Raw genomic sequence first — 25349 nt, forward strand, 5'->3', positions numbered from 1 at the left:
CAGGCTCGCTCCCACAGTTGAAATGCATTCCAATGTGGGAGCGAGCCTGCTCGCGAAGCGGTCTGCACAAGCACCGCAAAACTGTCAGGGTTTGTACGCCCTCATAAACAACCCCACCACCTCCCTTACATGGCGCTCTGCCGCCTCACCCGTCAGCGGCTCGCCGCAGCCATACAGCAAACGGAAATTCCCTGCGCCTTTGATCAGGCAGAAGAAATGCTCAGCGGCATTGCGTGGCTGGTCGATGCTCAGCGCGCCGCTCGCATGGATCTTCGCCAGCAAACCTTCCATGCCGTTGACCACACGCTCGGGGCCGGCCTCGAAGAAGATCAGCGACAGCTTCGGGTCCTGGCTGCCCAGCGCCATGATCAAGCGGTGCAGGTTGACTGATTCATCGCTGTTGATCAGTTGGTGGAAGCCTCGGGCAATGTTCAGCAACACATTTTCCACCGGGATGTTTTCCGGCAACTCGAAGAACAGCGGCGGCAGTTGTTCCTCGCATTTCGCGACGACGGCGGCGGAAAACAGCGTCTCCTTGTCGTTGAAATGGCTGTAGACCGTCAGTTTCGACACGCCGGCCTCGCTGGCGACCGCGTCCATGCTGGTGTTGGCGTAGCCATGACAGAGAAACAGGGTTTTCGCCGCGTCGAGGATCGCCTGGCGTTTGGCCAGATCCTTGGGGCGGCCCGGGCCGTTTGGAACTGAAAGATTGTTCGACATTCTTCGCTTTTAATACTGGACTGGTGAGTTTGCTATTAATACCATACCCGCCAGTATAAATATTCCAAGCCTCATTCGCGAAAGGTCCGTCACCATGTTCCGCCATGCGTTGTCCTTTGCCGTGCCAGTCAGTCTGGCGTTCCTGTTATCGGCGTGCGGTCAGGAAGAGGTGACGAAAGTCACCGTGCGACCGGCCATGGTGGTGCAACCCGAGCCTTCGGCGCAGGCGATGGAAAGTTATCCGGGCGAGGTTCGCGCCCGTTATGAGCCTGATCTGGCGTTCCGCATCGGCGGCAAAGTCAGCCGACGACTGGTCGACGAAGGTCAGCGGGTCAAGGCCGATCAGCCCTTGGCCGAACTCGATCCGCAAGACGTACGATTGCAACTGGAGGCCACCCGCGCGCAGGTCGCCGCTGCCGAGGCCAATCTGAACCTGGTGCGCGCCGAGCGCGATCGCTACAAAACCCTGATGGAGCGGCAGATGGTCAGCCGCTCGGCCTACGACAACGCGGAAAATCTATACCGCTCCGGCGAAGCCCGCCTTAAACAAATCAAAGCCGAATTCAACGTATCGACCAACCAGGCCAGTTACGCGGTGCTGCGTGCGCCACAGGACGGTGTGGTGGCCAAGCGTTCGGTGGAAGTCGGGCAAGTGGTCGCCGCCGGGCAAACCGTGTTCACCCTCGCCACCGACGGCGAGCGCGAAGTCCTGATCAGTCTGCCGGAGCAAAGCTTCGGCCGCTTCAAGGTCGGTCAGCCGGTCTCCGTGGAATTGTGGGCGCAGCAGAATCAACGCTTCGCCGGGCAGATCCGCGAGCTGTCGCCATCCGCCGACCCGCGCTCACGCACCTTTGCCGCGCGTATCTCCTTCACCAGCGGCAAAGTCCCGGCGCAATTGGGGCAGAGCGCCCGGGTGTTCGTGCAAGCGGCCGACAGTGTTTCGCTGTCCATTCCGCTTTCGGCGCTGACCGCTGAGAACGGCGCGACCTACGTCTGGGTGGTCAACGGCAACAACACGTTGAAGAAAACCCCGGTGCGGGTCGGCCCGTTCGGCGAGAAAAGCGTGGCAGTCCTCGAAGGCCTGAATGCCAGCGACTGGGTGGTGGCCGCCGGCGTCCATGTGTTGCTCGATGGTCAGCAGGTGCGACCGGTGGATCGCTCCAACCGTGTGGTCAATCTGGCGAACAAGGAGTAAGCCCCGATGCGCTTCAACCTCTCCGAATGGGCGTTGCGTAATCGCCAGATCGTACTGTTCCTGATGCTTTTGCTCGCCGTTGTCGGCGCGCTGTCCTACACCAAACTTGGCCAGAGCGAAGACCCGCCGTTCACTTTCAAGGCGATGGTCATCCAGACCCGCTGGCCCGGTGCGACCGCGCAGGAAGTCTCGCGCCAGGTCACCGAACGCATCGAAAAGAAGCTGATGGAAACCGGCGAGTACGAACGCATCATGTCGTTCTCCCGCCCCGGCGAATCCCAGGTCACTTTCATTGCCCGCGATTCGATGCACTCCAAGCAAATCCCCGACCTCTGGTACCAGTTGCGCAAAAAGGTCGGAGATATCCGCCAGACCTTGCCGCCGGGAATTCAGGGGCCGTTTTTCAACGATGAGTTCGGCACCACCTTCGGCAATATCTACGCGCTGACTGGCGACGGTTTCGATTACGCCGTGCTCAAGGATTACGCCGACCGCATCCAGATTCAGCTGCAACGGGTCAAGGACGTCGGCAAGGTCGAACTGCTCGGCCTGCAGGACGAGAAGATCTGGGTCGAGCTGTCCAACGTCAAACTCGCCACCCTCGGCTTGCCGCTGGCAGCGGTGCAGCAGGCACTGGAGGAGCAGAACGCGGTCTCCACGGCGGGGTTCTTCGAAACCGGTAGCGAGCGCTTGCAGCTACGCGTTTCAGGGAATTTTCAGACAGTCGATGAGATAAAGAACTTTCCGATCCGCGTCGCCGATCGTACGTTCCGCATCTCCGATATCGCCGATGTGCGTCGCGGTTTCAGCGACCCCCCGGCGCCGCGCATGCGTTTCATGGGCGACGATGCGATCGGTCTGGCTGTGGCGATGAAGGATGGCGGCGACATTCTGGTGCTCGGCAAGGCGCTCGAAGGCGAGTTCTCGCGCATCCAGAAAAATCTCCCGGCCGGGATGCAGCTGCGCAAGGTCTCCGATCAGCCGGCCGCAGTGAAAACCGGGGTCGGCGAGTTCGTTCAGGTGTTGGTCGAAGCGCTGGCAATCGTCCTGCTGGTGAGTTTCTTCTCTCTCGGCGTGCGCACTGGCATGGTCGTCGCGCTGACCATTCCGTTGGTGCTGGCGATGACCTTCGCCTGCATGTACTACCTCGGGATCGGCCTGCACAAGATCTCCCTCGGTGCGCTGGTGCTGGCGCTGGGGCTGCTGGTGGACGACGCGATCATCGCCGTGGAAATGATGGCGATCAAAATGGAGCAGGGTTTCGATCGCATTCGCGCCGCGAGTTATGCCTGGACCAGCACCGCATTCCCGATGCTCACCGGCACGTTGATCACCGCCGCCGGGTTCCTGCCGATTGCCACCGCGCAGTCCGGAACCGGCGAATATACCCGCTCGATTTTCCAAGTGGTGACCATTGCCTTGCTGGCCTCATGGGTCGCGGCGGTAATGTTCGTGCCGTATCTGGGGGAAAAACTCCTGCCGGATCTGGCGAAAATTCATGCGGCAAAACACGGCACTGGCGATGGTCAGCCGGACCCGTACGCGACGCCGTTTTATCAGCGCGTGCGGCGACTGGTGGAGTGGTGCGTGGCGCATCGCAAGACTGTGATCGTGCTGACCGTGGGCCTGTTCATCGCCTCGGTGATGCTGTTCCGTTTCGTCCCGCAGCAGTTCTTCCCGGCTTCGAACCGGCTGGAGTTGATGGTTGATCTGAAACTCGCCGAAGGCGTTTCGCTGGCCAACACCACTAGTGAAGTCAAACGCCTCGAGGCGCTGCTCAAGGAGCGCGCCGGTATCGAGAATTATGTGGCCTATGTCGGCACTGGCTCGCCGCGTTTCTACCTGCCGCTGGATCAGCAATTGCCGGCGGCGAGTTTTGCCCAGTTTGTGGTGTTGGCGAAAACCATCGAAGAGCGTGAAGCGCTGCGCAACTGGTTGATCGAAACCCTCAACGAACAATTCCCGGCCCTGCGTTCGCGGGTTACTCGTTTGGAAAACGGTCCGCCGGTTGGCTATCCGGTGCAGTTCCGCGTCACCGGCGAACACATTGAAGAGGTTCGAGCGCTGGCGCGCAAAGTGGCGGCCAAGGTTCGCGAGAACCCGCATGTGGTCAATGTGCATCTGGACTGGGAAGAGCCGAGCAAAGTCGTCTACCTGAACATCGACCAGGACCGCGCCCGTGCACTTGGCGTGAGCACCGCCAATCTGGCGAAATTCCTCCAGAGTTCGCTGGTCGGCTCAACGGTCAGCCAGTATCGCGAAGATAACGAATTGATCGAGATTCTGCTGCGCGGCACCGTGCATGAACGCACTGAGTTGTCGTTATTGCCGAGCCTCGCGGTGCCGACCGATAACGGCCGCAGTGTGGCGCTGTCGCAGATTGCCACGCTGGAATATGGCTTCGAGGAAGGCATCATCTGGCACCGCAACCGCCTGCCGAACGTGACCGTGCGTGCCGATATTTATGGCAAGGAGCAACCGGCGACGCTGGTCAAACAGATCATGCCGACGCTTGACCCGATTCGCGCCGAATTGCCCGATGGTTATCTGCTGGATGTCGGCGGCACGGTGGAGGATTCCGAGCGCGGGCAGAAGTCGGTGAATGCCGGGGTGCCGATGTTTATTGTCGTGGTACTGACCTTGCTGATGGTGCAACTGCGCAGTTTCTCGCGTACGGCGATGGTGTTTCTCACCGCACCTCTGGGGTTGATCGGGGTGACGCTGTTTCTGATGGTGTTCCGGCAGCCGTTCGGGTTTGTGGCGATGTTGGGGACGATCGCGCTGTCCGGGATGATCATGCGCAACTCGGTGATTCTGGTGGATCAGATCGAGCAGGATATTGCTGCCGGGCTCAGGCCTTGGCAGGCGATCATCGAGGCGACTGTGCGGCGCTTTCGGCCGATTGTGTTGACGGCGCTGGCGGCGGTGCTGGCGATGATTCCGTTGTCGCGCAGTGTGTTTTTCGGGCCGATGGCGGTGGCGATCATGGGTGGGTTGATTGTGGCTACGGCGCTGACTTTGTTGTTTTTGCCGGCGTTGTATGCGGCCTGGTTCAGGGTTCGCAAAGACTCCGTTTGAGTTGTGGTTGCGTGGCGGCCTGAGGGCCGACCATGCTTTGGGTGTTCTGAGTGAATATCCGTTTTTTTTGGGTGTTGCGGCTGGCGGTTCCGCTCTTACAGCGGGTCACTTTTGCAGACGCCCAAAAGTAACCAAAACGCTGGGCCCCGGCGTTCGGCCCCTCGCTGGGGCTCGGGGTTCCTTCGCTCTGGGATCGATCCGGGCGCAGCGTCTCCGGTTTGCTTCGCTGCACCTCCTCCCGCTGTGTTTGGCTGCGCCAAACGGTCGCTGCGCTCCCACGCCCGGATCAATCCTTCCACTCAGCCTGCCGATGGGGCCGGCACGGCAAGATCAAAAGCGGTACTCGAGCTTGCGCTCATTGTGTAGATACCGTCTTGAGCCTTACCGGGCAAGCGCAAGTTTCGGGTCATATGGCAGTCCTGACTTGAGCACTCCGTAAACGAAGTGCAGCAGCTTGCGCATTGCTGCGCAGATGATCTGCTTGGGAGCCTTGCCGTTGGCTTCCAAGCGTTCTTTCATCGCCTTGATCGCCTTATTGTGTTTCAGCGCCACCATGCCAGGCATGTAGAGGCCTGCACGCAGCCGTGCTGACCCTACTCTTGAGATCAGGGTATGACCTTTGAGCTTTCCTGATTCCTGCAGCTTTGGATTGAGCCCCGCAGCAGCGACCAGTTGGCGAGGGTCACTGTATTTGCGCAAGTCACCCAGTTCGGCCAGCAATCGTTCAAGCGTTTTTTGTCCGATGCCGTCGATGGTTACGATCAGATTCCGCATCTGACGCATATCCGGGTCGTCATCGATGTGTTTTTTGATCGCCTTATGCGTTTCCACGATCTCTTTTTCGATATGGCGCAGAACAGAGTTGATCGAGTCTTTGACCTTTTCGTCGGAAACGTCCAGACGATTAAGCTCCATTTGTTCCATTTCCTGAAGGTCATCCAGGCGGCGCACCATTGCTTTCAACTGGCGGTATTTCAGCGGCTCAGGCGCCCATGGGTGAAGTTTTTGATCCTTTTCCCGGGCAAAGTCGGCGATCAGTTTGGCATCACTTTTATCAGTCTTTATGCGGCGCAGTTCGCTGTCAGCGTACGCTTTGGTCGTAGCCGGGTTCACGACGCAGACCCGGAAGCCTTTGTTGTAAACGAACTCCGCGAGCTCCAAGTGGTAGACGCTCGTGGCTTCCATCACGATCAGGGCCGAACGCTCGGCGTTTTTTTCTAGCCACGCCTCAAACTCTTTAAAGCCCTTTGGGTCGTTGGCCAGCTTGGCCTTGGTTTTGTGCTTGCCGTTGGGCAGGTGTGTAGCGATATCAAAGGTGTTCTTTGCGATGTCGACGCCAACGAAACCAGACATGATCGTTTCTCCACTTGTTCCCTGTTGCGATCATCACTTCACTCTGTCCAACCTTGCGAATGCGGGCTCTCGCCGGAGGCGGGCCCAAGATACCGTGCGAACTGTACGAGTGAGTGTGGAGGGCTGGAGCACGATCTACGTCACAGGCAAAAAGCCTAAGGAGCTGCGCGGCTTCCAAGTCCCTCCCTCGATGATCAGTCGAGAACTATCGCTCCTGGCGGAGCGCTAGTCGAGATACAAGGAGCTGCCGAAGGCTGCGATCTTTTGATCTTGATTTTGCTTTCTGTGAGAGCGAGCCTGCTCGCGAAGGCGGTCTGACAGCCAATTCATTTCAACTCGCCAATTCACGCTGCCTTCCTACAGCTTTTTCAGAAACCTCCGATCTTGAGGCGCTGCCCGTCGAATGCTGTACTCCGGGTTCTGTTTTTCCGAGTCCTTGAGGCTGTCCCATGAAGAAGCCACCGACATCAAGCGGCGGAACGGATCCTGTTTTCGACCTGTTGGCCCGCTCGCCCCACAAGCAACGACTTGCGGATTATCTGGCGCTGCTCAAGCCCCTCGATGATCAGGGGCGCTATCTGCCATTCGAGGCGTTGCGCTATCGCTGGCCTGCGGGATTGGACGCCAACCTTTGTTGGGCGTTGGTGAAGAAGGCGCGGGCAGCCCAGTACATCCGTTTGTTGCCGTTGGGCGAGCCGGTGCAGTGGGGCAAATATGTGCCAACGCCGTTGGCGCAGAAAACCTTGGCTGTGGTGGATCGTCACGCCAGTACGGCCGCGCTGGATTACATGACCAGTCAGATCGGCGAACGTGTGCATTTCTCTTGTCTGCTTAATGACTTGATCGAAGACGAAGCCATCGCAAGTAGCCAGTTGGAGGGCGCGGCGACCACGACTCGTGTTGCCAAGGACATGCTCAAGCATCAGCGCCAGCCGCGGACGCCGGATGAGCGCATGGTCATGGGTAATTATCGAATGATGAATTTCGCTTGGGAAAAGCGTTATGAACCTCTGAGCATTGAGCTGATTGCAGAGATCCATCGAGTGGGTGTGGAGGGGATTGATGACGAGCAGTATTCCCCTGGATTGTTCAGAACCAATGATGAGGTGGTTGTTCAGGATGGTTCGGGCAACACCGTGCACCGACCGCCTCCTGCGGTGGGTCTGGTTTCGCGGTTGGCGAGGCTGTCCGGCTGGATCAACCAGCCCGATGCCTCGATCCTGGAAAAAAACTATTTGCATCCACTGATCAAGGCCATCACGCTGCATTTCGCCATGGGTTACGAACATCCTTTTCGCGACGGTAACGGGCGGGTTGCGAGAGCCTTGTTTTACTGGTTCATGTTCAAACATGAGTTCGCGGGCTTTCGCTACATTACGATCAGCCTGTTGCTACGCAATGCACCGGTGAAATACGGGCGCTCCTATCTGCACACCGAGGCGGATGAGCTGGATCTGACCTATTTCATCGAGTTCCAGTGTTCTGTCATTCTGCGAGCCGTGGTCGGCTTTACCGATATTTACCGCAAGAGCGTGGCAGACACCGAGGATTTTGACCGTTGGCTGATCAGCTCTGGCGTATTTGAGCAACTGACGCAACAGCAGCGCGCCCTATATCAGGTGGCTAAAAGCGGGGAAGCGAAGGAATTTACGGCGAGCAACGTCGCGGAAAATTTTTCCTGCACGGGCAGTGAGGCGAAATCGATATTGGAAGGGTTGGAGCAGTTGCAAATATTCGCCAGAAGAAAGATGGGCCGGGAGGCGGTGTATTTTTTGTGCGGGCCCGTAGAAGAAAAAAGACACGGGGTCGAATCACTTCGCCCCGCGTGATGCCCGTTTACAACGTACCAAACACCTTCTTCGCCAGACTCGTCGCCGCAGCGGCCGGGTTCTGACGAATCGTTTCTTCCTGCTTGCCGATCATCTCGAACAGGCCATTAAGTGCTTGCTCGGTGACGTAACTCTCAACATTGGCGCTCTTGGCATCAACTACGCCGAATGCCGCTGCCTGCCCGGCAAACGAATTGTACTTCTGCGCGACGCCGACCTTGTCGGTGGCTTGTTTGACGATGGGCAGGAATTTCGCGCGGATCTGTTCGCGGCTGGATTTGTTCAGGTATTGGGTCGCCGAATCGTTGCCGCCGCTGAGGATGCCTTTGGCGTCGGCCACGCTCATTTTTTTCACCGCGTCGACGAGGATTGGCTGCGCCTGGGTCACGGCGGATTCGGCGGCTTTGTTCATCGCGGTTTCCAGTTCTTCGACTTGGGCGCCCATGCCGAAGGCTTTCATCTTGCTCGCGGCTTTGCCGAGTTTGCCCGGCAGCTCGATTTTCACCTCGGGGTTGTTGCTGAAGCCGCCCGGGGTGCCGAGTTGTTTCACGGCGATCTGCGCGCCCTGGGTCAGGGCGTCCTTGAGGCCGCCGGTGGCGTCTTGCTGCGACAGGTCATTGAGCGACAGGGCCAGGGCGTTGGCAGAGATCAGCAGGCCGGCGCAGACGGCGGCGAAGCGAAGGGTAGGGCGGCGCATGGCGGCTTCCTTGTGGCGAAAAATGGATTAACGAACGGCGTCAACGCGGATTTTCAGCGGCTGCGGGTCGTTGCCGTCGAGTTGCACGGCGTGGTTTTCGGTGGTGATGAACATCAGCTCGCCGTTGACCTCGATGCGTGCGCTGACCGAGTAACGGTGGCCGGGTTTGACCTGCGCCGGATCGTAGCTCAAATGAAACGGCAGCGGCACCTGGCCTTCGATTGGGCCTTTTTGTTGGGCAAGGACCACGGCCGGCGCATCGGCCAGCGACACGTCTTGCAGGCTGACGCTCAGGGTCGCGCTCGGCGGCAGGGCGATGCGTTGCAGGTAGAAGACTTCACCGTCGAGGCTGGCCTTGCCGGGGGTGGTTGATTGGCAGGCGCTGAGCAGCATGGCGGCGGCGAGGGTTAGCAGTTTGTTCATGTAGTACTCCATTCAATTGTAGGAGTGAGCCTGCTCGCGATAGCGGTGTGTCAGACGACACTGATTATGACTGAAAAACCGCTATCGCGAGCAGGCCCACTCCTACAGGGATTTGCGTCAGGCTTCCGGCAACGCGGTAATCTGCTCCGCCGCATCTTCACTGCGGTGCAGCGCGACCTGGCGGATCGACAGGCGAATTTCCGCCGGCAACACGCGCTTGGCCGCGCCTTCGGCCAGCTCGCCAAGCAGTTCGTGGTAGCTGAGCTTGCCGGCTTCGTCGCGGCGCAGTACGTCGAGGTCGAGCAGGGTCTGGATGAAATGGCGGAACAGGCTCTTGTCGAAAAACTCCGGGGCGTTCAAGCCGTGGAGGATCGACAGGCGCTGGGCCATGACCGTGCACAAGTCTTCCAGCTCTTCGGCGCTGATGCTGTTCTGGCCGCTGTTGAGCAGCAGGGACACGGTCATGTAGAAACGCTGCAAGGTCTGCGCGATGCTTTTCGACAGCAGCGTCAGCAGCACGAAATGCCGCGAACTCGGTGCCGGACGCAGATAAACATCCTTCTCGAAACGCAGCAGGCCCTGCTCGACGAACGCTTCCAGCCATTGATCGATCACCGCGTCGAGTTCGTCAAGGCTCCAACGGATGAACAGCTCCGATTGGAGGTACGGATACAGCGCGCGGGTATAGCGCAGGATCTGCTCGCGGCTCATGCGCGAGGTGCTCTGGAAGAAACTCGCCAGCAACGAGGGCAGGGCGAAAATGTGCAGGACGTTGTTGCGGTAGTAAGTCATCAGGACGGCGTTCTGCTCGTCCAGATACAGAATCTTGCCCAGCGCATCGTTCTGCTCGGCGAGCAGATCCATGTCTTTCACATGCTCGATCAGCGCGCGGCCATCGCCTTCCGGCAAGGTGGTGTGCGGCGAATACGGGACTTTGCGCAGCAATGCCAGATACAGATCCAGCACCCGTGCCATGGCGCGATCGTCCAGGGCCAGACGCGTGGTCGACAGCAGCGCCAGCGCCACCAGATTGACCGGGTTGATCGCCGCCGCTTCGTTCAGGTGTCGAGCGACCTTCTCGCCGAGGCGGTTGGTGGTTTCGTTGAGCCACGCCGGTTTGAACTGCGGGCCGAGTTCCTGCTGGCGCCAGTCTGGTTGCTCGGCGTCGAGGAATTCCGCCAGTTTGATCGGCTCACCGAAGTTCACCGCGACCTGACCGAAGCGCTGCTTCAGCGCGCCGATCACTTTGAAGATGTCGAAGATCGACTCTTTCTTCTTGCTCGCCCCGCGCAGCTCGCCCAGATAGGTGCGCCCTTCGAGCACGCGCTCGTAACCGATGTACACCGGGACGAACACGATCGGCATCCGCGACGAACGCAGGAAACTGCGCAGAGTAATCGCGAGCATGCCGGTTTTCGGTTGCAGCATGCGCCCGGTGCGCGAGCGGCCGCCCTCGACGAAATACTCGACCGGGAAACCTTTGGTGAACAGGGTGTGCAGGTATTCGTTGAACACCGAGGTGTACAGCGGGTTGCCCTTGAACGTGCGACGCATGAAAAACGCGCCGCCACGGCGCAGCAGGCTGCCGATCACCGGCATGTTCAGGTTGATCCCGGCGGCGATGTGCGGCGGGGTCAGACCGTTGCGGAACAGCAGATACGAGAGCAGCAGATAGTCGATGTGGCTGCGGTGGCATGGCACGTAGATCACTTCGTGACCTTGCGCGACGTTCTGCACGCCCTCGATGTGGTTGACCTTGATGCCGTCGTAGATCTTGTTCCAGAACCAGCTCAGCACCACTTCGAGAAAACGGATCGCGGTGTAGGTGTAGTCCGAAGCAATCTCGTTGCCATAGCGCAGGGCCTGGGCCTTGGCTTTTTCCGGGGAGATATTTTCGCGCTCGGCTTCGTCGAGGATCGCCTGCTTGACCAGCGGCTGGTTGAGCAGGCCCTTGACCAGATTGCGTCGGTGGGAAATATCCGGGCCGATCACCGCCGCTTTCAGGTTGCGGAAGTGCACCCGCAGGATGCGCTGAGCCATACGCACGGTGCGTTCGTGGCCCTTGTTGTGATCGATCAGCTCACGCAGATGAATCGGCGCGGAAAACTGCACGCGGGTCTTACGCCCGAGGACGATGATGCTCAGCAGCCGGCGCAGGCGTCCGGTAACGGCCCAACTGTCGGCGAACAACAGTTTCCACGGGCTGTTTTCGCTGTCTGGCGACTGACCCCAGAACACGCTGACCGGAATGATCTGCGCGTCTTCGGCCGCGTTCTGCGTCAGCGCGCTGACCAGACGGGTCAGGGTCGGCGGCGCACCGCGTTTGTCCTGGCGGCCGAGCCAGTCCGGGTCCGGGGTCAGATAGAAAAACGCCGCCGGCTCGATCAACGAACCCACCGACACTGCCAGCACCGGACGCGGCAGGCCGGCCTTGGTGCACTCGGTGTCGACCACCGCCAGATCGGTCAGCGAAGGGTTTTGCAGGACGTAGAACACCGGACGACTGCGGTCGAGGTTGAGGGTGAACGACGACTGGTTGATCGTCTCCGAGCGGACCCAGAGGTACAACAGTCGGCGCAAGGTGCCAAACACAAGACGGCGGAACGGGGAACGGGTCATACGGCTTCTGCGTGAGTGAATAAAACCGAGCAAGTGCTCGGGCGGTCGATAGTGTGCCGGATTCGCTGAAAATCGGCAAAAAAGCGGCGAAGTAATCTCCTGTTGAGACTTTTCGCACCTGTCATATACTCGGCGGTCTGTCGCCGGGGCCCTTTTAGGACGTCGGACGCAGGCTGACGTTCCTCGAAGGCTTTCCTGCGAAAAGCCTGTTCAATAATAAAAAAGGAGTATGAACAGATGGCAACACGCGAAACCGGCAACGTGAAGTGGTTCAACGACGCCAAAGGCTACGGCTTTATCCAGCGCGAAGACGGGGTGGACGTGTTCGTGCACTACCGCGCGATTCGCGGCGAAGGGCATCGCTCGCTGACCGAAGGTCAACAGGTCGAGTACGCCGTGATTACCGGCGAGAAGGGCTTGCAGGCTGAGGATGTTGTAGGCCTGTAACCTTGAAGACCAAAAGATCGCAGCCTTCGGCAGCTCCTACAGGTGTACACATGACCCCGTAGGAGCTGCCGAAGGCTGCGATCTTTTGCTTTCAGGCAGTTTTCCAGGTGATCTCTTCTTCTCCGTCTGCGCTGATGCGAATCCAGCGATCGGCGGTTTCTTCACCCTCTTCTTCGACCCACGTTCCCGGTGCGCAACGCACTTCGACGTTCAGCGCGGCAAAGGCTGCGCGGGCGCAGGCGATGTCATCGTCCCAAGGCGTCTGGTCGCTTTCCAGGTACAGACTGTTCCACTTGCCCACGGCCTTCGGCAGCCAGGTCACCGGTACGTTGCCGGCCTTGCACTTGTACGTGTGGCCTTTCTGCACCCAGTCGCTGCACGGGCCCAGCGCTGCGCCGAGCCAGGCGGAAATGGCCTTGTGGTCGACGTCGGCGTCTTTCAGGTAAATCTCGATGTCCGGTTGGCGCATGGATGTCCTCACTGCGGGTCTGAAAAATCCATTCGCGGATTTAGCCGGCCCCGGGCCTGTGCCCGAGACCAAAAGTTATTGAAGAACGAAATAATCGTAGCGCATCGACACGGTGGTCTCGAACGGCTCGGCCTGTTCGATCACGGCCGCGCGACGCTCGGCACTGGCACGCCAGCCGTGGGGCGTCATCGCCAACAGGTTGGCGCGATCCTCAGGCTTGTCCAGGGTCAGCTTGAATTCCAGCGTCTCGCTATGTGCCAGCGCCATGCCGGCCGGCACCAGAGCCAGGTGCTTGTCGTCGGTGTACTCGCGCACTTCGTCGTACAGGCGCTCGCGCAGTTCCATCAGATGGCCGCTGGTCGGGCCGACTTTCATCAGACCGCCGCCGACGCTGAGCAGACGCTTGGCTTCCTCCCAGTCCAACGGACTGAAGACGCTGGCGAGAAACTGGCAACTGCCCGAAGCCAACGGCACGCGGGCCATGCTGGCAATCAACCAGGTAATCGCCGGGTTGCGCTTGCAGGCGCGTTTGACGGCTTCGCGGGAAATGTCCAGCGCATAGCCATCCGCATGGGGCAAAGCCTCGGCGATTTGCGCGGTGTAATAACCCTCGCCACAGCCGATGTCGACCCAGCGCTCCGGGGCAAAACTGGCCGCCAATTCAGCCAGACGTTTGGCCACTGGCGCGTAATGTCCGGCGTTGAGGAAATCACGTCGCGCTTCGACCATCGCCTGATTGTCGCCCGGGTCGCGGCTGTTCTTGTGCTGCACCGGCAGCAGGTTCAGATAACCCTGGCGCGCACGGTCGAACCGATGCCCGGCAGGGCAGACCACGCCGTTGTCCACCGCATTGAGCGGTTCACTGCAAATCGGACACGCGAGCATCAGGCGAGCAACTTGATCAGGGTCTGGTAGTAAATCTCGGTCAGTACATCGAGATCCGCCGCCAGCACGCGCTCGTTGACCTGGTGAATGGTCGCGTTGACCGGGCCCAGTTCAACCACTTGCGTGCCCATGGTCGCGATGAAGCGGCCATCGGAGGTGCCGCCGCTGGTCGACGCCTTGGTTTCACGACCGGTGATGTCCCTGATGCTCGACGACACCGCATCGAGCAGCGCGCCCGGCTCGGTGAGGAATGGCAGGCCGGACAGTGCCCAGTCGATGTGCCAGTCCAGACCATGTTTGTCGAGGATATCGGCAACGCGCTTTTGCAGGCCTTCGACAGTCGATTCGGTGGAAAAGCGGAAGTTGAACACCGCCACCAGATCGCCCGGGATCACGTTGGTCGCGCCGGTACCGGAATTGAGGTTGGAAACCTGGAAACTGGTCGGCGGGAAGAAGTCGTTACCATTGTCCCAGTGCTCGGCGGCCAGTTCGGCCAGCGCCGGAGCGGCGAGGTGAATCGGGTTCTTCGCCAGGTGCGGGTAGGCCACATGACCCTGCACGCCTTTGACCGTGAGCTTGGCGCCGAGGGAACCGCGACGGCCGTTTTTCACCACATCGCCGACCAGCGTGGTGCTCGATGGCTCGCCAACGATGCACCAGTCCAGACGCTCGTTGCGCGCCACCAGACGCTCGACCACCGCCTTGGTGCCGTGATGCGCCGGGCCTTCTTCGTCGCTGGTGATCAGGAACGCAACCTTGCCTTTATGATTCGGGTAATCGGCGACGAAACGCTCGGCGGCGACGGTCATCGACGCCAGGCTGCCTTTCATGTCCGCCGCGCCACGGCCACAGAGCATGCCGTGTTCGTCGATCACGGCGTTGAACGGGTCGATCTGCCACGCCGTTACCGGGCCGGTCGGCACCACGTCGGTGTGACCGGCGAAGCACAGCACCGGGCCATCGTTGTTGCCGTGGGTCGCCCAGAAGTTATCCACATCTTCGATGCGCATCGGCTCCAGGGTGAAACCGGCGTCGCCCAGGCGCTGCATCATCTGCTTCTGGCAGTCGGCGTCGACCGGGGTCACGGAGGGACGGCGGATCAGGTCGATGGCCAGTTGAAGGGTCGGCGATAGGTCGGCGTGGGCCGTCATGGAAAACTCCGAAGATCATGAATGTGGGCGCGGACAACTGTAGGAGTGAGCCTGCTCGCGATAGCGGTTAATCAGTCAACATACATATCGACTGTTACACCGCCATCGCGAGCAGGCTCACTCCTACAGGGATTGGGTTCGGTCAGTCGAACCGGGGACGCCGCCAAGCCCCGCAAAATGGCGGTTATCTTAAAGCAAAACGGCGACCGTTGGCCGCCGTTTAGTGCTGCGTTGCGGATTTAGACGACCGGTGCCGGCTCAGCCTTGGCCACAGGTTTGGGCAGCGACGACAGGAACGCCATGATCAGCGCTGCCAGATACGGCAGCGACTGCACCAGCAGCATGGTCACCCAGAAGCGCATGTCATTGCTCGGCATGCCGTTGACCAGGAAAATCCCCAGCGCCGCACCCCACAGCAACAGCATGATGAACAGCTCTTCACGCGCTTCGCTGATCGCCACCCAGAAACCGTGGTTGTCGGCGTTTTTCGGCGTGCGGAAGAACGGAATGCTGCTGGTGAAGAAGCCGTACAGCACCGCTTTGGCAATGGTGTGCGACAACGCCAGGCCGGCCAATGCCGCGCAGAACGCATCCTTCAGATTCACCCCCACCGCGCGGCGGTAGAGGAAGATGATCTTGCCGACCTTGAACACAAACAGCGCCAGCGGCGGGATTGCGAAAATCAGCAACGGCGGATCGACCCGTTGCGGGACGATGATCATTGCCGCCGACCACAACAGCGCGCCGACGGTGAAGAAAATGTTCATGCCATCGGCAACCCACGGCAGCCACCCGGCGAGGAAGTGATAACGCTGGCCGCGGGTCAGCTCGGTGTCCTTGCCGCGCAGCAGGCTGCGGGTATGACGCTTGATGATCTGGATCGCGCCGTAGGCCCAGCGGAAACGCTGTTTCTTGAAGTCGATGAAGGTATCCGGCATCAGGCCCTTGCCGTAGCTGTCGTGGTAATACGCCGCCGACAGGCCTTTTTCGAACACGCGCAGGCCCAGTTCGGCGTCTTCACAGATGCACCAGTCAGCCCAGCCCAACTCTTCCAGCACCGAGCGGCGGGTCATGGTCATGGTGCCGTGCTGAATGATCGCGTCACGGTCGTTGCGAGTGACCATGCCGATGTGGAAGAAACCTTTGTACTCGGCGTAGCAAAGCTTCTTGAAGGTGCTTTCGTTCTGGTCGCGATAATCCTGCGGCGATTGCACCACGGCGATTTTCGGGTCGGCGAAATGCGGCACCATGTGCTTGAGCCAGTTCGGGTGCACGCAGTAATCGGAGTCGATCACCGCAATCACTTCGGCATCCTTGGCGGTGTGCGGGATCAGATAATTCAGCGCGCCGCCCTTGAAACCTGCCAGCGGCGATACGTGGAAGAACTTGAAGCGCGGGCCCAGTGTTTCGCAGTAATCGCGCACCGGTTCCCACACCGCCGGGTCCTTGGTGTTGTTATCGATGATCAGAACTTCGAAGTCCGGATAATCGAGCGCGGCCAGTGCATCGAGGGTCTGTTTGACCATCTCCGGCGGCTCGTTGTAGCAGGGCACATGGATCGAGACTTTCGGCCGGTAGTCCGAGTCGCCAAGCACCGGCAGGAATTCGCGCCGGCGCTTGTGAATCCACACCGCTTCGGCCAGTTCATGGGCCTCGGTGAGCAGGACGATGAACACCCCGAGCGCACCGAGTGCCAGAAGAAATCCGACTGTGAGGCTGAACCACGTGCTGTATTGCTGGCTGTAGTCGTAACCGATGTACACCAGCACCGAACCGCACAGGAACGCGATAAAGGTCAGGAACGTCCGGCCGCGCTGGCGCAGGGCCGAGCCGTCGATCATCAGCAGGGTCAGCGACAGCAGCGCCAGCACCACCGAGCCGATCGCCAGCACGCGCCATTGCGGAATCGCTACTACCGGGCCTTCGAAATTGAATTTCTGCTGGCGCGCGGCATTGAACACGCCCCAATAGGCGCCGACGGAACCTTCATCGCTGGCTTTCCACGGCTGGTCGAAGGCTTCGATCACGAAGTAGTTGAAGCCTTGGCGATTGAGCTTGTTGACCAGTGTGCGCAGATAAATCGCTTGATCCGCTGGCGATGCATCGGCACCACCGCGCATGCGCCCGTTGCTCGGCCAGCCGACTTCGGACAGCAGCAGCGGTTTTTTCGGGAACAGTTTTTTCAGATCGCGGGCGCGGTCGAAGACGAACTGGCCGGCCTTGTCGACGGGAATGAACTCCCAGTAGGGCAGGACGTGGGCGGCGATCAAATCAACGTGCTTGGCCAGTTGCGGGTATTTTTCCCAGATGTGCCATTGCTCGGAGGTAGTCACTGGTACCTTGACGGCAGCGCGCACCCGATCCAGCAGAACGATCAACGCCTCAGGGGTGATCTCCTCGCGAAACAGTGCCTCGTTGCCGACCACTACACGCACGACGCTGCGCGAGGTGTTGGCCAGTTCGATGGCTTTAACGATCTCCCGTTCGTTGCGTTCCTGATCCGGACTGATCCAGATGCCGAGGGTGACCCGCAGGCCGAATTCTTCAGCCAGTTTCGGAATGTCTCCCAGCGAACCGTCGACCGAATAGATACGGATGTTGTCGGTCAGCTTGCTCATGATTTCCAGGTCACGGCGCATCTCGTCGTCCGACGGGTACTGATCCCTTTGGGGGTACTGCCCCTGCTGGAATGGCGAATACGAGAAGCCGGAGATCTGCTGCGGCCAGTTCGGCGCCGTGACCGGGCGATTGACCAGCGCCCAGAAACCGGTGAACAGGGCAGCGATGGCCAGCACCACCACCAGGTTGAGTCCAAATTTACGCGATGACATAGCTGTTTCGGGTTCCAAAGGCTGTGGAACGAAGATTCGGTCGGATAGACGTCCGAGGGGCGCGCATCCTACACCGGCGGTTAACCAGTCGTACAACTGCCGGGAAAATGCCTGACATTGGGCATCCGACTCTGACTTAAGTTCTTACACTTGTCGCTTGCAGCTTAAAACTTACCGCTGCGTAGCCCTATAATGCGCGCCGGTTTTTGGGGTAATGGTCATGAGTACAGAAGATCCGCGGTTTGCAGGCATCGCCCGTTTGTATGGCATCGAGGGCCTGGAACGCTTGCGCGCTGCCCATGTGGCGATCGTCGGCGTCGGTGGCGTCGGTTCCTGGGCGGCGGAAGCCATGGCCCGTTGCGGGGTGGGAGAGATCTCGCTGTTCGACCTTGATGACGTCTGCGTCAGCAATGCCAACCGCCAATTGCACGCCTTGGACAGCACCGTGGGCAAACCCAAGGTCGAGGTGATGGCCGAGCGTCTGCGCGGCATCAATCCTGATTGCACGGTGCACGCCGTGGCCGATTTCGTTACCCGCGACACCATGGCCGAATACATCACGCCGAACATCGACTGCGTGATCGACTGCATCGATGCGGTCAACGCCAAAGCGGCGCTGATCGCCTGGTGCAAACGCCGCAAGATCCAGATCATCACCACCGGCGGCGCGGGCGGGCAAATCGACCCGACGCTGATTCAGGTCTGCGATCTCAACCGCACCTTCAACGATCCGCTGGCCTCGAAAGTGCGCTCGACCTTGCGCCGTGACTACGGCTTCTCCCGCACCGTGACCCGGCACTACAGCGTGCCGTGTGTGTTCTCCACGGAACAGCTGCGCTACCCGAAACCGGACGGCAGCATTTGTCTGCAGAAGAGCTTTGTCGGCGACGGCGTGAAACTCGACTGCGCCGGCGGGTTTGGCGCGGTAATGATGGTCACGGCGACGTTCGGCATGGTCGCGGCGACCAAGGCTGTGGACAAGATTGTCGCGGGGGTGCGGCGCCCTGCTGACCGAGTAAAACCTCAGGCTTGAAGTTGAGGCTGAGGGCGCTATCGCGAGCAGGCTCACTCCTACAGGGGAACGCATTCCAAATTGTAGGAGTGAGCCTGCTCGCGATGGCTGCGGAGCAGCCGCTTTTATTGAGCTAACTCATTCATCCGCGTGAGCACGGCATTGAGGCCATTACTGCGCGAAGGTGACAACTGCCGCGACAACCCCAACTGAGTGAACCACTCCGGCAGATCCACCTGCTGCAACTCCGCCGCTGACAAGCCGTTGACCCGCAGGAGCAACAACGCCACCAGACCACGAATCATCCGCGCATCGCTGCTCGCCCTGAACTGCCAGTGCCCGTCGCGCAAATCCCCCACCAGCCACACTTGGCTTTCACAGCCATGCACTCGATTGGCCTCGCACTTTTGCGCGTCAGCCAACGGCGGCAGACGATCACCAAACTGCATCAGCAACCGCGCTCGCTGTTCCCAGCCCGCTGCATTCTGAAAAGTCTGCAGCGCTTCAGCTGCCTCGACCGGCAAGCTCATCGCAACAACTCCAAGGCCTGATCCAGGGCCTCGAAAAAGCGCTCGAGATCTTCCGAATCGTTGTACAGCGCCAGCGACACGCGAATCGCGCCGGCCAGTTCGAAGCTTTTCATCAGCGGCATGGCGCAGTGATGCCCGGCGCGCACGGCGATGCCCTGTTCGGTCAGCAAGTGCGCGAGATCGGCGTTGTGCACGCCTTCGACGACGAAACTGGCCAGCGCCAATTGCGGCTTGCCCAGCAGACGAATGCCATTACGAGCAGCGAGGCCGCGCAGCAGATAGTCGTGCAGCGCCGCCTCGTGGGCCGACACGGCTGGCTGATCCAGCCCGGCCAGATAATCCAGGGTCGCACCGAGGCCAATGACACTGGCAATCGGCGGTGTGCCCGCCTCGAAACCCAGTGGCGCCGGGCGAAAGCGCGAATCGTGATAGTTGGCGTCCAGCACCATCTCGCCGCCGAATTGCCATGGCTGCAATTGCTCCAGCGCAGCGTTGCGCCCGAACAGCACGCCAAGGCCATCGGGGCCATAGAGCTTATGGCTGGAGAACACATAGAAGTCGCAACCCAGCGCCTGCACATCATGGCGACCGTGCACCACACCCTGCGCGCCATCGACCACGGTCAGAGCGTTGTGCGCCTTGGCCATGCCAAGCAAAGCGGTCAGTGGCTGCCAGGCACCCAGCACATTGGACAACTGGCTGACCGCCAACAAACGGGTGCGCGAGCCGATCAGCTGCACGGCGGCGGCGAGGTCGATCAGGCCGTCTACGTCCAGCGGCAGGATCACCAGCTTCAAGTTGCGGCGTTGCGCCAGTTGCTGCCACGGCAGCAGGTTGGCGTGATGCTCCAGAGCGCTGATGACAATCTCATCGCCGGGCTCGAACAGATGCTCGAGACCGTAAGCCAGCAGATTCAACGCACTGGTGGCGCCGTGGGTGAAAATGATCTGCCCGCTGTCACCCGCGTTCAGCCACTGGGCAACCTTCAGCCGACTGTCCTCGAACGCCTGCGTGGCGTGGGCGCCGGGCAGGTGTTGCGCGCGATGCACGTTGGCCGAGCCATTGGCGTAGTAATGCGTCAGCGCGTCGAGCAGGGCCTGGGGTTTTTGCGTGGTGGCGGCGTTGTCCAGATAGGTCTGGTCTTGCCGTTGCAGCGCGGCGATAGCCGGGAAATCGGCGCGCCAGGGGGAGGGAATCATCATGGGTTCAGCCCTGTGAAATTGGGCGGGATGTACGCCAAACCTGTAGGAGTGAGCCTGCTCGCGATGACGGTGTGTCAGTCAACGTATCCGCAACGGATACACCGCTATCGCGAGCAGGCTCACTCCTACAATCGATCGTCCAGGCGCTTAGTTGTGAGCGTGCAGCGCTTCGTTCAGTTCGATCGCCGATTTGTGGGTCTTGCATTCCACAGCACCGGTTACCGAATTGCGACGGAACAGCAGGTCAGTCTGACCGGCCAGCTCACGCGCCTTCACCACCTTGACCAGATTGTTGTGTTCGTCGAGCAGCGCAACCTTGGTGCCGGCGGTCACGTACAGGCCCGACTCGACGGTGTTGCGGTCGCCCAGTGGAATGCCGATACCGGCGTTGGCGCCGATCAGGCAGCCTTCGCCGACCTTGATCACGATGTTGCCGCCGCCCGACAGGGTGCCCATGGTCGAGCAACCGCCGCCCAGGTCCGAACCCTTGCCGACGAATACGCCAGCGGAAACGCGGCCTTCGATCATGCCCGGGCCTTCGGTGCCGGCGTTGAAGTTGATGAAACCTTCGTGCATCACGGTGGTGCCTTCACCGACGTAAGCGCCCAGACGCAGACGTGCTGCATCAGCGATACGCACGCCGGCCGGTACCACGTAGTCGGTCATTTTCGGGAACTTGTCTACCGAGAACACTTCCAGCAGTTCGCCGCGCAGACGCGCTTCGAGTTGCATTTCCGCCAGTTCGCTGAGGTCGATCGCGCCCTGGCTGGTCCACGCCACGTTCGGCAGCAGCGGGAAGATACCGGCGAGGCTGACGCCGTGCGGCTTGACCAGGCGGTGCGAGAGCAGATGCAGCTTGAGGTAGGCCTCAGGCGTGGAGGTCAGTTGCGCGTCTTCGGCCAGCAGGGTGGCGACCAGCGGCTTGTGGCTTTCGGCCAGACGGGTCAGCAGCTTGCCTTGCACGGCATCGATGCCTTTCACCGCTTCGGCCAGTTGCGCAGCCTGGGCGGTGGTGAAGGTGATGGCCTGGTTGCCTTCGCTGTATCCGAGGATCGGCGCAACCGCCGCGACCAGCTCGGCTGAAGGATTGAGCAGTGGCTGTGCGTAGAACACTTCCAGCCATGCGCCTTGACGGTTCTGGGTGCCGACACCAAAGGCGATGCTGAACAGGGAATTGGACATGTGAATACCTCTACGAAGAGTGACGGGCTGCTTACTTCAGAGCGGCCGCGTAGATATCTGGCTTGAAGCCAATCAGGGTTCGGTCACCGAGATCGAGCACCGGGCGCTTGATCATCGAGGGTTGAGCGAGCATCAGTTCGATGGCTTTCGGCTGGTCGAGATCGGCTTTGCGTTCGTCGTCGAGTTTGCGAAAGGTCGTGCCGGCGCGGTTCAACACGGTTTGCCAGCCGTGCTCGTCGCACCATTGGGTCAAGTGCTCACGGTCAATGCCGGCGGTCTTGTAATCGTGAAAGTCATAGCTGACAGCGTGTTCATCGAGCCAGGTGCGCGCCTTTTTCATGGTGTCGCAGGCTTTGATGCCGAAAAGGTGCAACGTTTTACTTGAAACGGCCAAGGAATCGCCCCCTTTACAGGTGCTGGAAAAAAATGGTGACGGATTATGCCATGACCGGACGGTTTCGCGGCGCTCACGGTCGATTTCCAACGCAAAACCCTGTAGGAGCTGACGAGTGAAACGAGGCTGCGATCTTCTGATCTTGACCACAGGAATAAAAAGATCGCAGCGTTCCGCAGCTCCTACAGGAGAGTCATGCACAGAGGCTGCGACATAGGTGCAACGGTCAGCCACAGCCTAAGGCGCTAATATGGCAGTTCAACGCTGTCGATCGCCTGAGATTTCCGTTTTATGCAAACTGCTTACACCGTCCTGATCCTGCTGATGCTGGTCAGTGTCTCGCGCCTGGTCGGGCGGGTCATCCCGCTGCCGTTGCCGCTGGTGCAAATCGCCGCCGGTGCCTTGCTCGCCTGGCCGAACCTGGGCCTGCACGTCGCCCTCGATCCCGAGCTGTTCCTGTTTCTGTTCCTGCCGCCATTGCTGTTTTCCGATGGCTGGCGCATGCCCAAACGCGCGCTCTGGCAATTGCGCGGACCGATTTTGACTCTGGCGGTCGGCCTTGTTCTGTTTACGGTTGTCGGCGCCGGCTATTTCATCCATTGGCTGTTGCCGACGATTCCACTGCCCGTGGCCTTCGCCCTGGCGGCGGTTCTGTCGCCGACCGACGCCGTAGCCGTTTCAGCGATTTCGCAGAACCGCTTGCCGACGCCGCTGATGCACATGCTGCAAGGCGAGGCGCTGATGAACGACGCTTCGGGTCTGGTGACGTTCAAGTTCGCCCTCGCTGCAGCGGTCACGGGGGTGTTCTCGTTGACCAATGCCAGCCTGACGTTCGTCGCGGTGGCGCTGGGCGGTCTGGCGGTCGGCGTGGCGCTGAGCTGGCTGGTCGGGCGCCTGCGGGCGTGGATGATCGCGCGTGGCTGGGACGACCCGGCGACCCACGTGGTGTTCATGTTGCTGCTGCCGTTCGCCGCTTACGTGTTGGCGGAACGTCTGGGCGCCTCGGGCATTCTTTCGGCGGTGGCGGCGGGGATGATGCAGAGCTGGCTCGATCTGTTGCCACGCCAGACCAGTACGCGATTGCTCAATCGCAGCGTCTGGTCATTGCTCGAATTTGCTTTTAACGGCTTGATCTTCTTGCTGCTCGGCCTGCAATTGCCGGACATCATCAAAGCCGTGGTCAGCCACGAACCGACGCTGTGGCCGACGCTGTTCTATCGCTGCCTCGATGTACTGGCGATTTTCGTGGCGCTGGTGCTGCTGCGGTTCATCTGGGTGCAAAGCATCTGGCGTTTGTCGGTGTTATTGCGCCGATTGCGCGGCAAGGGCGAGCTGACGCAAGTGCCGACGGCGCGCTCCTGCTGGTTGCTGACCGTAGGCGGTGTGCGCGGGGCGGTGACGCTGGCGGGCGTGATGTCGGTGCCGATGCTGATCGGCACCGAGGCTTTTCCTGAACGCGACTTGCTGATCTTCATCGCTGCCGGGGTGATCCTGCTGTCGCTGGTCTCGGCCTGTATTGCGCTGCCCTTGCTGCTGCGCGGTATCGAAAAAAGTCCGGACGACAAGCGTCGCCAGGAAGTGCGTGATGCCTGGCGCAAGACCGCTGAAGCCGCGATTCATTCCTTGGAAACCGAAGAGGTTGTGCCGCAGGATGCTGCGCAAGCGGCGTTGGCAGCGGAGCTCAAGGCGCGGATCATGTCTGAATATCGTCATCAACTCGATGTGTTCAACGATTCCGCCGAAGCCCAGGCGCTGGCGTTCCAGATGGATCTGCTGGAGCGGCGCTTGCGGTTGAAAGCGCTAAGGGCGCAGCGGCTTGAGCTCTACAGCCTGAGCCGTCAGCACCAGATCGGTGATGACGTGTTGCGAGAAGTGCTGGGGGAACTGGATTTGAGCGAGGCGAATCTGGGGCAGGTCAAATAGCCGTTTGAACGCTTGCAGCAGGGCCGCTGCTGCAAGCGATCGCTGATCACTGCTGTCGGGTGATGAAGGCGCGAATTCGTTCGGCGGCTTCAACGCATTCAGCCAGCGGCGCAACCAGTGCCATGCGCACACGGCCGGCGCCAGGATTGACGCCATCGACATCGCGAGACAGATACGAGCCCGGCACCACGGTCACATGCTCCTGCTCGAACAGATCACGGCAGAACGCCGCATCATCGCCCTGCACATTCGGCCACAGGTAGAAGCTGCCATCCGGACGCTGCACGTCCAGCACCGGGCTGAGGATCTCCAGCACCGCATCGAATTTCTCGCGATACAGCGCGCGGTTGGCGCGCACGTGCACTTCGTCATTCCATGCGGCAACGCTGGCCAGTTGGGTTTGCACCGGCATCGCACAACCGTGGTAAGTGCGATAGAGCAGAAAGCCTTTGAGGATGTCGGCATCGCCGGCAACGAAGCCTGAACGCAGGCCCGGCAGGTTGGAGCGCTTGGACAGGCTATGGAAGACCACGCAGCGCTTGAAGTCGTTGCGGCCCAGTTCAACGCAGGCGCTGACCAGGCCCGGCGGCGGGGTTTGCTCGTCGAAGTACAGTTCGCTGTAGCACTCGTCGGCGGCAATCACGAAGTCGTACTGATCGGCGAGGGCGATCAACTTCTTCAAGGTCTCGACCGGAATCAGCGCGCCGGTCGGGTTGCCGGGCGAGCACAGGAACAGGATCTGGCAGCGTTTCCAGATATCTGGCGGAACGGCATCGAAATCCGGGTTGAAGCCGTTTTCATCCAGGCATGGAAGGTAATGCGGCTTGGCCCCGGCGAGAAACGCCGCGCCTTCGTAGATCTGATAGAACGGGTTGGGGCTGACCACCAGTGCATCGTCGCCACGGTTGACCACGGTCTGGGTGAAGGCGAACAGCGCTTCGCGGGTACCGTTGACCGGCAGCACATTGCGCGCCGGATCGATCCAGCCGCTCGGCACGCCAAAGCGGCGCTCGCACCAGCCGGCGATGGCTTCGCGCAGGGCCGGAATGCCGAGGGTGGTCGGGTACACCGCCATCTGATCCAGATTGTTCGCCAGGGCTTCGGCGACAAAACTCGGTGAACGGTGTTTCGGCTCGCCGATCGACAGGGCAATCGGACGCTTGTCCGGGTTCGGCGTGACGCTGCCGAGCAGGGCACGGAGCTTTTCGAACGGGTACGGCTGGAGCTGGTTAAGAGCGTTGTTCATCGGGGCCTCGGTCAAGGTGGGGCAAAACACCGATCCTGGACTGTTCATCAGACCTGTAGGAGTGAGCCTGCTCGCGATGAGGGCCGCACATTCAATGTCTATGCAAGCGGGTGCATCGCCATCGCGAGCAGGCTCACTCCTACAGGGATTCGATTAACAGGCT

20 protein-coding genes are annotated in these 25349 nt (G+C 60.4%); 6 read left to right on the forward strand and 14 right to left on the reverse strand.

Going from position 1 to position 25349, the window contains the following annotated elements; all coding sequences use genetic code 11:
* Positions 1-84: 84 nt before the first annotated feature.
* Positions 85-720, reverse strand: a complete 636-nt coding sequence (locus tag LIS66_RS05330) for a TetR/AcrR family transcriptional regulator (RefSeq protein ID WP_042606961.1) — start codon at positions 718-720, stop codon at positions 85-87.
* 94 nt (positions 721-814) lie between these two features.
* Between LIS66_RS05330 and LIS66_RS05335 the strand changes: the two genes are divergently transcribed.
* Entirely contained in the window at positions 815-1915 is a 1101-nt protein-coding gene (locus tag LIS66_RS05335) for an efflux RND transporter periplasmic adaptor subunit (RefSeq protein WP_042606962.1), read from the forward strand.
* 6 nt (positions 1916-1921) lie between these two features.
* Positions 1922-4993: an efflux RND transporter permease subunit gene (locus LIS66_RS05340; protein WP_227973769.1), complete on the forward strand. Its 3072-nt coding sequence runs from the start codon at positions 1922-1924 to the stop codon at positions 4991-4993.
* Between the two features lie 381 nt (positions 4994-5374).
* On the opposite strand, the gene LIS66_RS05345 is transcribed toward LIS66_RS05340, so the two are convergent.
* Positions 5375-6346 carry an IS110 family transposase gene (locus LIS66_RS05345; RefSeq protein ID WP_083353292.1) on the reverse strand — a complete coding sequence of 324 codons (972 nt, stop codon included), beginning with the start codon at positions 6344-6346 and terminating at the stop codon, positions 5375-5377.
* 449 nt (positions 6347-6795) lie between these two features.
* On the opposite strand from LIS66_RS05345, the gene LIS66_RS05350 reads away from it, so the two are divergent.
* Positions 6796-8175 carry a Fic family protein gene (locus LIS66_RS05350; protein WP_227973770.1) on the forward strand — a complete coding sequence of 460 codons (1380 nt, stop codon included), beginning with the start codon at positions 6796-6798 and terminating at the stop codon, positions 8173-8175.
* Between the two features lie 7 nt (positions 8176-8182).
* On the opposite strand, the gene LIS66_RS05355 is transcribed toward LIS66_RS05350, so the two are convergent.
* The 3 genes from LIS66_RS05355 to plsB form a co-directional block, all read right to left on the reverse strand.
* Positions 8183-8872 (reverse strand): DUF4197 domain-containing protein, encoded by a 690-nt coding sequence (locus tag LIS66_RS05355; RefSeq protein WP_042606965.1) that lies wholly within the window; start codon positions 8870-8872, stop codon positions 8183-8185.
* A 27-nt stretch (positions 8873-8899) separates the two neighbouring features.
* Entirely contained in the window at positions 8900-9295 is a 396-nt protein-coding gene (locus LIS66_RS05360) for a YbaY family lipoprotein (protein ID WP_227973771.1), read from the reverse strand.
* Between the two features lie 117 nt (positions 9296-9412).
* Positions 9413-11914, reverse strand: coding sequence for a glycerol-3-phosphate 1-O-acyltransferase PlsB (gene plsB, locus LIS66_RS05365; RefSeq protein ID WP_065615293.1), 2502 nt, complete (start codon positions 11912-11914; stop codon positions 9413-9415).
* Between the two features lie 237 nt (positions 11915-12151).
* Here plsB and LIS66_RS05370 point away from each other — a divergent pair, with 237 nt between their 5' ends.
* On the forward strand, positions 12152-12361 hold the full coding sequence (locus LIS66_RS05370) for a cold-shock protein (protein WP_007908870.1): 210 nt from the start codon (positions 12152-12154) through the stop codon (positions 12359-12361).
* Positions 12362-12452: 91 nt separating this feature from the next.
* On the opposite strand, the gene LIS66_RS05375 is transcribed toward LIS66_RS05370, so the two are convergent.
* The 4 genes from LIS66_RS05375 to LIS66_RS05390 all read right to left on the reverse strand — a co-directional run bounded on the left by LIS66_RS05375 (position 12453) and on the right by LIS66_RS05390 (position 17697).
* On the reverse strand, positions 12453-12830 hold the full coding sequence (locus LIS66_RS05375; RefSeq protein WP_227973772.1) for a hypothetical protein: 378 nt from the start codon (positions 12828-12830) through the stop codon (positions 12453-12455).
* Between the two features lie 75 nt (positions 12831-12905).
* Complete coding sequence (locus tag LIS66_RS05380) at positions 12906-13715, reverse strand: putative RNA methyltransferase (RefSeq protein ID WP_227973773.1); 810 nt, start codon at positions 13713-13715, stop codon at positions 12906-12908.
* Positions 13715-14866: a succinyl-diaminopimelate desuccinylase gene (gene dapE / locus LIS66_RS05385; protein WP_042606970.1), complete on the reverse strand. Its 1152-nt coding sequence runs from the start codon at positions 14864-14866 to the stop codon at positions 13715-13717. Before dapE ends, LIS66_RS05380 begins: the two co-directional genes overlap by 1 nt.
* A 239-nt stretch (positions 14867-15105) precedes the next feature.
* Complete coding sequence (locus LIS66_RS05390; protein ID WP_083352028.1) at positions 15106-17697, reverse strand: glycosyltransferase; 2592 nt, start codon at positions 17695-17697, stop codon at positions 15106-15108.
* Positions 17698-17911: 214 nt separating this feature from the next.
* On the opposite strand from LIS66_RS05390, the gene tcdA reads away from it, so the two are divergent.
* Positions 17912-18730, forward strand: a complete 819-nt coding sequence (gene tcdA / locus LIS66_RS05395) for a tRNA cyclic N6-threonylcarbamoyladenosine(37) synthase TcdA (RefSeq protein WP_039762445.1) — start codon at positions 17912-17914, stop codon at positions 18728-18730.
* A 104-nt stretch (positions 18731-18834) separates the two neighbouring features.
* Here tcdA and LIS66_RS05400 read toward each other — a convergent pair whose 3' ends face one another.
* From LIS66_RS05400 to LIS66_RS05415, 4 genes are all read right to left on the reverse strand, one after another.
* The gene (locus LIS66_RS05400; protein ID WP_227973774.1) at positions 18835-19239 is read right to left on the reverse strand and encodes a SufE family protein; all 405 of its coding nucleotides are present in this window, start codon (positions 19237-19239) and stop codon (positions 18835-18837) included.
* Positions 19236-20441 (reverse strand): aminotransferase class V-fold PLP-dependent enzyme, encoded by a 1206-nt coding sequence (locus LIS66_RS05405; RefSeq protein ID WP_227973775.1) that lies wholly within the window; start codon positions 20439-20441, stop codon positions 19236-19238. The genes LIS66_RS05400 and LIS66_RS05405 overlap by 4 nt, the downstream gene beginning before the upstream one ends.
* 147 nt (positions 20442-20588) lie before the next feature.
* Positions 20589-21623 carry a 2,3,4,5-tetrahydropyridine-2,6-dicarboxylate N-succinyltransferase gene (dapD, locus tag LIS66_RS05410; RefSeq protein WP_042606974.1) on the reverse strand — a complete coding sequence of 345 codons (1035 nt, stop codon included), beginning with the start codon at positions 21621-21623 and terminating at the stop codon, positions 20589-20591.
* A 31-nt stretch (positions 21624-21654) separates the two neighbouring features.
* Complete coding sequence (locus tag LIS66_RS05415; protein ID WP_064364289.1) at positions 21655-21963, reverse strand: arsenate reductase; 309 nt, start codon at positions 21961-21963, stop codon at positions 21655-21657.
* Between the two features lie 345 nt (positions 21964-22308).
* On the opposite strand from LIS66_RS05415, the gene LIS66_RS05420 reads away from it, so the two are divergent.
* Positions 22309-23940 (forward strand): Na+/H+ antiporter, encoded by a 1632-nt coding sequence (locus LIS66_RS05420; protein WP_042606975.1) that lies wholly within the window; start codon positions 22309-22311, stop codon positions 23938-23940.
* A gap of 46 nt (positions 23941-23986) precedes the next feature.
* On the opposite strand, the gene dapC is transcribed toward LIS66_RS05420, so the two are convergent.
* Entirely contained in the window at positions 23987-25186 is a 1200-nt protein-coding gene (gene dapC / locus LIS66_RS05425) for a succinyldiaminopimelate transaminase (protein ID WP_227973777.1), read from the reverse strand.
* Between the last annotated feature and the right edge of the window lie 163 nt (positions 25187-25349).

Source organism: Pseudomonas sp. HN2 (assembly GCF_020736465.1).
In the GTDB taxonomy this organism is placed as follows: Bacteria; Pseudomonadota; Gammaproteobacteria; order Pseudomonadales; family Pseudomonadaceae; genus Aquipseudomonas; species Aquipseudomonas moraviensis_A.